This is a genomic window from Methylophaga sp. UBA5088, assembly GCF_002414625.1.
In the GTDB taxonomy this organism is placed as follows: Bacteria; Pseudomonadota; Gammaproteobacteria; order Nitrosococcales; family Methylophagaceae; genus Methylophaga; species Methylophaga marina.
This window is the reverse complement of record NZ_DIAC01000131.1, coordinates 11012-19086: the sequence shown is the minus strand read 5'-3', so window position 1 is coordinate 19086 and position 8075 is coordinate 11012. Positions and strand designations below refer to the sequence as shown.

3 protein-coding genes and 1 pseudogene are annotated in these 8075 nt (G+C 46.1%); 2 read left to right on the top strand and 2 right to left on the bottom strand.

What is annotated here, in order from left to right; translation table 11 throughout:
* Positions 1 to 2731 (bottom strand): exodeoxyribonuclease V subunit beta (gene recB / locus B4K20_RS16215; RefSeq protein ID WP_289283708.1); only part of this gene is annotated, 2731 nt, incomplete at its 3' end.
* Positions 2728 to 5955 (bottom strand): exodeoxyribonuclease V subunit gamma, encoded by a 3228-nt coding sequence (gene recC / locus B4K20_RS16210; RefSeq protein WP_289283707.1) that lies wholly within the window; start codon positions 5953 to 5955, stop codon positions 2728 to 2730. The genes recC and recB, both read right to left, overlap by 4 nt.
* Before the next feature lie 261 nt (positions 5956 to 6216).
* Between recC and B4K20_RS16205 the strand changes: the two genes are divergently transcribed.
* Positions 6217 to 7701: a hypothetical protein gene (locus B4K20_RS16205; protein ID WP_289283706.1), complete on the top strand. Its 1485-nt coding sequence runs from the start codon at positions 6217 to 6219 to the stop codon at positions 7699 to 7701.
* A gap of 174 nt (positions 7702 to 7875) precedes the next feature.
* Positions 7876 to 8075: pseudogene (locus B4K20_RS16200) on the top strand (alpha/beta hydrolase); the annotation flags it as partial.

Genomic DNA, 8075 nt, shown 5'->3' with positions numbered 1-8075 from the left:
GCATTTCAACTGGCAGCAAGGGTGCGTCATGATCTGGTAACTCCATATGCTGGCCATGACTCAGGCCAGTAAAACTGCCGATATGCCATGGTGTCTGAATCTGTCCCTGAAACTCTCGGGCCTGTAATGTCTCTGCTGTCGTTTCAGCTTGTTTGACGATAGGCGCTGCTTCCAGATCCCAGTTCACCCTATCCATATTCGTGTTTTGTGCGTTGACCATGTCTTGCAAATCTTGCTGCATCTGACCCGCATCAACACTCTCTAACTCGGGATGAAGTAGCTGAAACAACGCACTCTGCTGCACATTTTTCACTGGTGCCCAGACAATCACACAGCGCTCACGAGCACGAGTCAATGCCACATAGAGTAAGCGTAAATCCTCGGCTTGCTGTTCTTCAGCCACAATCGGTTGAGCTTCAGAGAAACCAGGTTCACCAAATGCCACACAAGCTTGATTATCGTCTTCACGGTGAAAGGTCATGACGGTCGGTGACTGATTGAACTGGCTCTGATGCCAAAGGAAGGGACAAAACACAATGGGGTATTCCAGCCCCTTACTGGTGTGGATGGTAATGACTTTGACCAGTTGCTCATCACTTTCCAGACGAATCTGAGCTGCATCGCCACTTTTATCCGCCGCCTGACGCTGTGAAGCTAACCACATCAAAATGGCTTCCATCGTATTATTGCGGCGGGTCGCATACGCCTGAATCAGTTCGGCTAAATGCAATAAGTTAGTTAATTGCCGTTCACCATCCGCCAACGCTAACCAGCGACGCTGCACATCCAGTGCAGCAATTAAGGCACGAAACATCACAATAAATCCGGCTTGCTGCCACTGCTCATGCAGAGAAACAAAGAAATCGGTTTGTTGTAACCAAAGCTGTTCGTCTTGTTGTAACTGATAGATATCCAACGCCGTTTTGGCAAATAGTGGCGTGGCTAAAGCCGTGGCAATCAAACTATCATTGCTCGGTTGAGCAATCGCCATTAACACCCGCTCCAACATTATTGCCTGATGGGTTTCAAACACACTGTCACGCGACTGTTGCACACTGTTCACACCACGAGCACGTAATGCTTGTTGAATCGTTGTCGCTTGTTTGTGACTTCTGACTAAGATAGCAATATCACCACCATTCAAGCGACGCTGACTGCCATCTTTATCGGTCAGCATGACCTCACCAGCAGCAGATTGATTTAATAAATCAGCTATCTGATCAGCTGAAATATCTGCCGCGTATTGCATCATATCACTGACATTAAATGGCTTGTCAGATGCCATCCATACCCACGATAAGGGCGACACGGCTTGTCCAGTGATGGTTAAACACGCTTCATCAGGAAGTGCAGCCTTGACCGGTAGAAACGGAATGTCTTCATATAAAAAAGGCTGTGGCACGCGTTCGAACAGATGATTAACGGCCTGCACTAAACGTGGATGAGATCGCCAGTTAGTATCCAGATTAAACTCATTACTAGCAGCATGTTTGGCTTGCAGATAGGTAAAAATATCAGCGCCACGAAAGCTATAAATCGCCTGTTTAGGATCGCCGACAAAAAACACGGGCTGTTCGGTATTTGCAAAAATCGTGTGAAAACAATCGTATTGAATCGGATCGGTATCCTGAAACTCATCAATCAATGCTGCTTGAAACTGTTCACGAATTTTAGCAATCAGCTTATCTGCCTGCGGTCCGTGAAGCGCCTGTTGCAAATTAAGCAGCAGATCATCAAAAGCCTGCAGTTTTAATTGCTGCTTGCGTTTTGGTAGCTCACTCGCCAGATATTCCGCTAACTGCTGACGTAGTTGTTGCAGCTGCAAAGAACGAGCTGTTTGCAATTGTTGATCCGTATCAAGCAAAGCATCACATGCCCGCCATAAATCGAGTTCAGGTAACTCCTGACCTTTTTTTAATGCCTGATTCAGTTCAGCCTGGCCAAACTTGACAAATTTCTCAAACAAGCCCGCCTGTTTTCCGGCTTGCATCAGGCTATCCATTTCAGCTATCCAGCTGCTGACACTGGCAGTACGATATTTATTACCGTTAAGTAAATTTTTGTCCTGCAATACAGCAATGGCTTGTTCACGCTGTAGCCACCACAGCGACTGTACGTGATCGAACTGCTCATTAAATAAGCTTTGTAATGGTTCGGTTGCCATCTCAGGTAGTGGGATGACTTCAAGATAAGGCTTGCCGATCACACTGCTCACCGACTGCAATAAGCTTTCCGGATTTTGGCGGTTTTGTAATAAATATCGAGCAAAGGCTTTATCAGCTGAGCTGACATGACGACGCCAAAAGTCATCAGCTACCGCTTGTCGAAGCTCTTGTTCATCAGCCACCATTTCCATATCGAAAAAATGGCCGCTCTCAAATGCAAAGTCTTGCAAAGCTCGCTGACAAAAGCCGTGAATAGTATAGATAGCGGCTTCATCAAAGCTTTGAATCGCCAGTTGTAAACGTTTTATCGCCTGAGGATCTGCCTGCTCTTGTTGACTCAGTTGTTTACGTTCATCAACCAGTCTTGCCCGTAAACGTCCTCGTAACTCTTCGGTCGCTGCACGGGTATAGGTCACTACCAGAATCTGACTGACCTCCAGTTTTTGTTCTACCACCAACCGGCAATAAAGCTCTGCCAGCGTAAACGTCTTGCCTGTGCCAGCACTGGCTTCAATCAGATTAATACCTTTGAGTTCAACCGTATTCACATCAAATTGGGCGCTCATAACTGCCCGCCCTGAATGTGTTGTTGAATCGGCTCGTACACTTGCAAAGCAATATCGGCAAAGCGTTCATCCAAAGGATTAGCAGGAAAACAGTATTGATAATAGGCATCATCCTGCTCAGCCATCACAAACTCATTAGCTGGGGCCCAAGTTCGTTCAGCAACCTGCTGGGCTTTTTCTCGTTGCTTACTCAAGGCTTGTTTGGCATAAGCCAGGCTGGTTTTATCAAACAAAGGCAGAGGTTGCTGACAGCCTTGCCAATATAAGTTTAGGTAATGTTCTAATAAAAACTGAGCATCGATGACTGGGGTAAAGGTAATCTCTTCGTCTTCAAACACCAGTTGTGTTTCCAGTGTGACGCCTTCGGGTTTAACAATATTGAGAATCAAATGCTCTAACCAGCCGTTAATCAGATCGCGGCCTTTTTTACGTGATAAACGGTATCGCAATAATCCTGATGCACTCAGCTTATCGAGCTGACCACTTAGCGTGAATTTGCCAATCTCTAATTCAAATGGCACAGCAGGAAGACGCTGCTCAGTTAAATATGGCGTTAAGATATCAAGAAATGCCTCGACTTTCTGATTCTCTTGTTGCAGCCATTCATCACCAAACTCACCTTGCGGTAACATGCCCGTTGCCTGCACCAGCTCAGACATATTCAGATCCGGCGTATCACTCAGTTTGTTTTCTAATAACCACTGCCGCAGTTGCCAGGCTTCCAGCCCGTTTAATTCAAAGGGTTCTCGGCTGCTGAGTTCATCTTCATCCAGTTCCAATCTGACTCCCAATCGTTCACGACAAAGGAATCTAGCCGGATGCATAAAGAACTGATTAAGTTGCATCAAATTGATATCACGCCATGAGTCATCCGCTTCTGGCAACGGCTCTGAAAACCAGTCTTGAGGTGCTGTTATTGCCTGAGAAACCGGACATTGCAAAGCATTAAAACTAAACAGTTTCTTATGTTGCTGATCAAAATAACGACGGCTAAATGCCTGTAATGGATGATATGTCACCAGCTGCTTTATTACCGACTGGCCTTGCTCATCGATAAATCGCTCATCCAGATAATCCAATAAATCACTAATTAACACAGACGGTGGAATCTCGGCATTATCAGTAATGCTGGCACCGATATAACTGATATAGAGCGTTTGCTGAGCAGATAATAAAGCTTCGAGGAACAGATACCGATCATCATCACGGCGAGAACGATCACCTTCACGATGATGGTGTGCCAGCAAATCAAAGCCTAAACTCGGTTGGCGGCGTGGGAAAACATCATCGTTCATTCCAATCAGGCATACCACATCAAAAGGTATGCTACGCATCGGCACCATGCCGCAGAAGGTGACACCATGTCCCATAAAACGATGACTGTTATCCAGCGGTTCCAGGTGTGATTGCTGCCAGCTCAAGATCACGTCAATGCTAAGTGGCTCATCAAATCCGGCCAGTTCAGTACTTTCAATTATACGATCGAGCTGGGTACGAATAGAAATCAGCTCGCGTTCTGCCAATGGATCATCCAGATGCTCGGCATCAAAAAAACTATCCATGCACAGATTAAGCTGTTGTTGCCAATCTTTTGGTGTACGAGGCTTAGCTAACCATTGTCGCCAGTTATCCAGTGCCGCAATAAACTGTGATACTGCTGCCACAATCCGGGCTTTATCACCAGTAATACCATCCATAGCAAGTTGGCCATCAAACAAGCGCCAGGGTTCGCCCTGCTCGGTCAGCGGCATAGCATAGCCCAGTAATAAACGGTCCAAACCTGCTCGCCAGGTATTGGCGTCATTAGCAGGTAAATCCAATGCCATTTTATCTTTGGCATCATGGCCCCACCGAATCCGGGTTTGCTGACACCATTCGCGTAGCCATAATAAGGCATTTTCATCGAGCTGGAAACGTTGCTGGATGGCCGGACATTCCAGTAATGCCAGCACACTTTCCACATCAAACCGCGACTGTGGCAAAGCCAGAATAGTGAACCAGGCATTGAGTAAAATACTCTCTTGCTGGCCGCTGCTATCAGCAATACTAAAGGGAATAGCATGGGCAGGATCAGCGGCTCCGAATACAGCTTCAATCCACGGTGCATAAACATCAATATCCGGCGTCATCACCACAATATCGGTGGGTGATAAATCAGGGTGCTGTTCAAATAAGGCCAGCAATTGATCCTGCAGAATTTCCATTTCCCGCATCGGGCTATGGCAGACCTGAATCAGAATAGAGTTATCGTCAGCACTCACTGCTTGCTGTTCACCGACCTCCAGCTCAAACATATCGCTTTTCAACATGCCAAGCATGGTGTCTGGTATGGGCGCAACAAAACAGGTCTCGGCGTCATGAGGCAAGTCCTGACACTGGCGAAAAAACTCCTGGCCTTGTTTGCCTAAACTTGCCAATAAAGGGTGACCTACATCCGCATTCAATTCTGGCTCGGGATCGTCCAGCATCAATTCCAACTGCTGACGTTGTTGCTGTTTGGGGTCGATCAAATCCCCCCAATAATGCTGGCTGGGTGATAAATAAAACAGCGTGATATCGACAAACTTCGCCATCAGAGAAAAGGTCTGTAAATAAACAGGTGGTAGCGAAGAAATACCAAAAATACTGAGTCGTTCTGGCAGACCTGCTGGCTTTTCTGTGGCTGTTTGTAAAAGCTGATTGAGCTGGTTTAACAATCTGGCGCGATGCATGGGTTCAGCATCGTCAGCTGTTATTTTCTGCCATAGATGCCCTTGCCAGTTTGCGCTTTCTCCCTGCTCCCACTCAGCTATCCAGTCCGGTCGATACATCAGATATTGGTCATAAGTATCAGCCAGCCGTTCTGCTAACTGGAAACGCTTTAACTCATCTGTTTGCTCACCCAAATAGGCGGCAATAGCCTCAAACTCGGGCTCATTGGCTAACTCAGGCAGCATGGCAAATAAACGCCAGCTAATCGGCGCTTTAGCATAAGGAGAATGTAAAGGAATATCGGGCCAGATTTGCCGAAACAAACGCCAGATATAGGCCGAAGGAAAAGGAAACTCCGTGTTGGCAGCAATGCCTTGTTCATTGGCGATAAATAACGACAACCAGCGCGCCAGCTCGTTACTTTGCACAATAATATTTTCCTGCTCAAACGGGCTGAGCGGTTCAGACTGAAGTTGTTCAGCAAGCCAGGCAGCAAGTTGTCTGCTGTCATTACTGTAAACAATCTTCAGCATGTGGATTCCTTCACGTCAAAAGCCACATATTACGGGATGTTGCAGTTGAAACAAACTGCTTTTCTGATTCTTTGCTTAACTTGGTCTCATCGTATTGTTTTCGACAAAAGCATCATTGATACACACTTAAAATTTATATTCGATAGCATATTTTATTTTTCTCATTTGTGTCATAACTCACATTAATTCCAAAATTCATAACATTGTCATAAAGCATCACTACTCTAGCCATCGATATCCATTATCTGACCTGGAGGTAACGTGAAAAATACACATAAACTACTTTTTGTTTCGATGCTAGCAGCACTCTACAACGCACCGGCTATGGCGGCGGATTGTGTTGAAGGTGGCACAAGCGGCTCACCCACTCTGCTATGTACTGCGACAGACAGCAATAATATTGATGACGACCGCGACAATTTATCTGTGACCGTTGAAAACGGTGTAGAGCTGGTTGATGCCAATGATCGTCCAGTGCAACTGGAAGGTGCAAACCAATCTATCGTCAATTATGGCCTTATCGAAAGCGGCGATGATGATGCGATTCGTGGTAAAGGCGCCAATCTGACCGTTGATAACTCAGGCACTATTATTGGTGGTGACCGTGGCATTCGTCTACAAGACGATGCTGACAACTTCACTTTAATTAACCGTGAAACAGGCATTATTTCAGCTGAAAATCAGGCCGTCAGATTAGATAACGATGCCGAACTGGAAAATGCCAGCATCACCAATTACGGCCTTATTGAAAGTGAAAAAGGACGTGCTATTCAAAGTCGCGGCCCAGGCACAACAGTCGTGAACTACGGCACTTTACGTGGTGATGAAGAAGTCATCGAAGCACGTGAAGACTTCACACTTGAAAATCACGGCACTATCGCTCTGAATGGTTTGTCATGGGATGCAGGCACTCAAACATGGACAAATGCTGGCGCGACGGATGATGAAGACGGTGTGCAATTTGCCGGTGGTACAGCAGATAACTACGGTGTCATTCTAGGCACGGACGACGGTATTGATATTGACGAAGGTAAAGTACATAACCATGCTACAGGCGTCATCGTTTCTACCGGCACAGCCAGTGACTCACTCAATGGTGGTAATGGTATCGACATCGATCCTTTATTCGAACCGACCAAAGGTGATGACCGTGTCGCAGGTCCCCTGACTATTGTTAATGAAGGTTACATCGAGGGTGTCCATGCCATTGGTGCAGACGAAGCCGCTACATCTGAAGTGACGGTAACGAACAGTGGCACTTTAGTCGGCCGCTCAGGCACCGCTATTCAATTTGCGCCTAACCAAGGCAACAGCAGCCTGACACTGACTGGCAACAGTGAAATTGCGGGCGATGTGATATTTGGTGGTGGTGACGATAAAGTCGTTGTTGATGGACTGACTTCCACATCAGGCTTATTAAGCACAGGCATTTTTGACGGTGGTGAAGGTATCAACAGCATTTTCTTCAATGATTTCGAGCTGTCAGATATTTTGTCATTTGAGATTTCTGATGCCCTCGTCTACTTATCATTAGGTGTGGATAGTGGCGAACTGTTATCAGGCAAGTTCAAAAACTTCTCATCATGGGGCTTCGGTGGTGATGGCATGTTCTCTACTGAGTATCTTGCTAGCCAATTCTCTAACCCAAGCGCCGTACCATTACCAGCAGCACTGCCTCTGTTTGCTTTTGGTTTAGTAGGTATGTGGGCTGGCCGTTCACGTCTGAGAGGGGCTAAAGCAGCCTAATTTGGTTGTCATTTAAAGACCTGAGTTTAGGGTCAGTGTAAACACTTAATATGGCGTGTTTGCACTGGCCCTAAATTATTTTTAAGCCGAAAAAACGCTTGTTAAAGCAACCACCATTTTAATTAGGTATGTTAGTGTCTCACTCACTATTTCAGTGTCAGAAAGAGGCCAGTTTTGAATTCTCGACATATTATTTGGTTCACTTTTTTATTGCTGCTTCAGGCATGTTCCTCGATACCGACGACACAAAACCGCTTGGATACCGCATTACACTTGGCTAACAGCCAGGGCTGGCAATCACAGATCCTCACCACGTCTTCATTTCAGTTGCAAAGCTTTGTTCCTAAAAACAGCAAACCATCAAAACGTTTAAC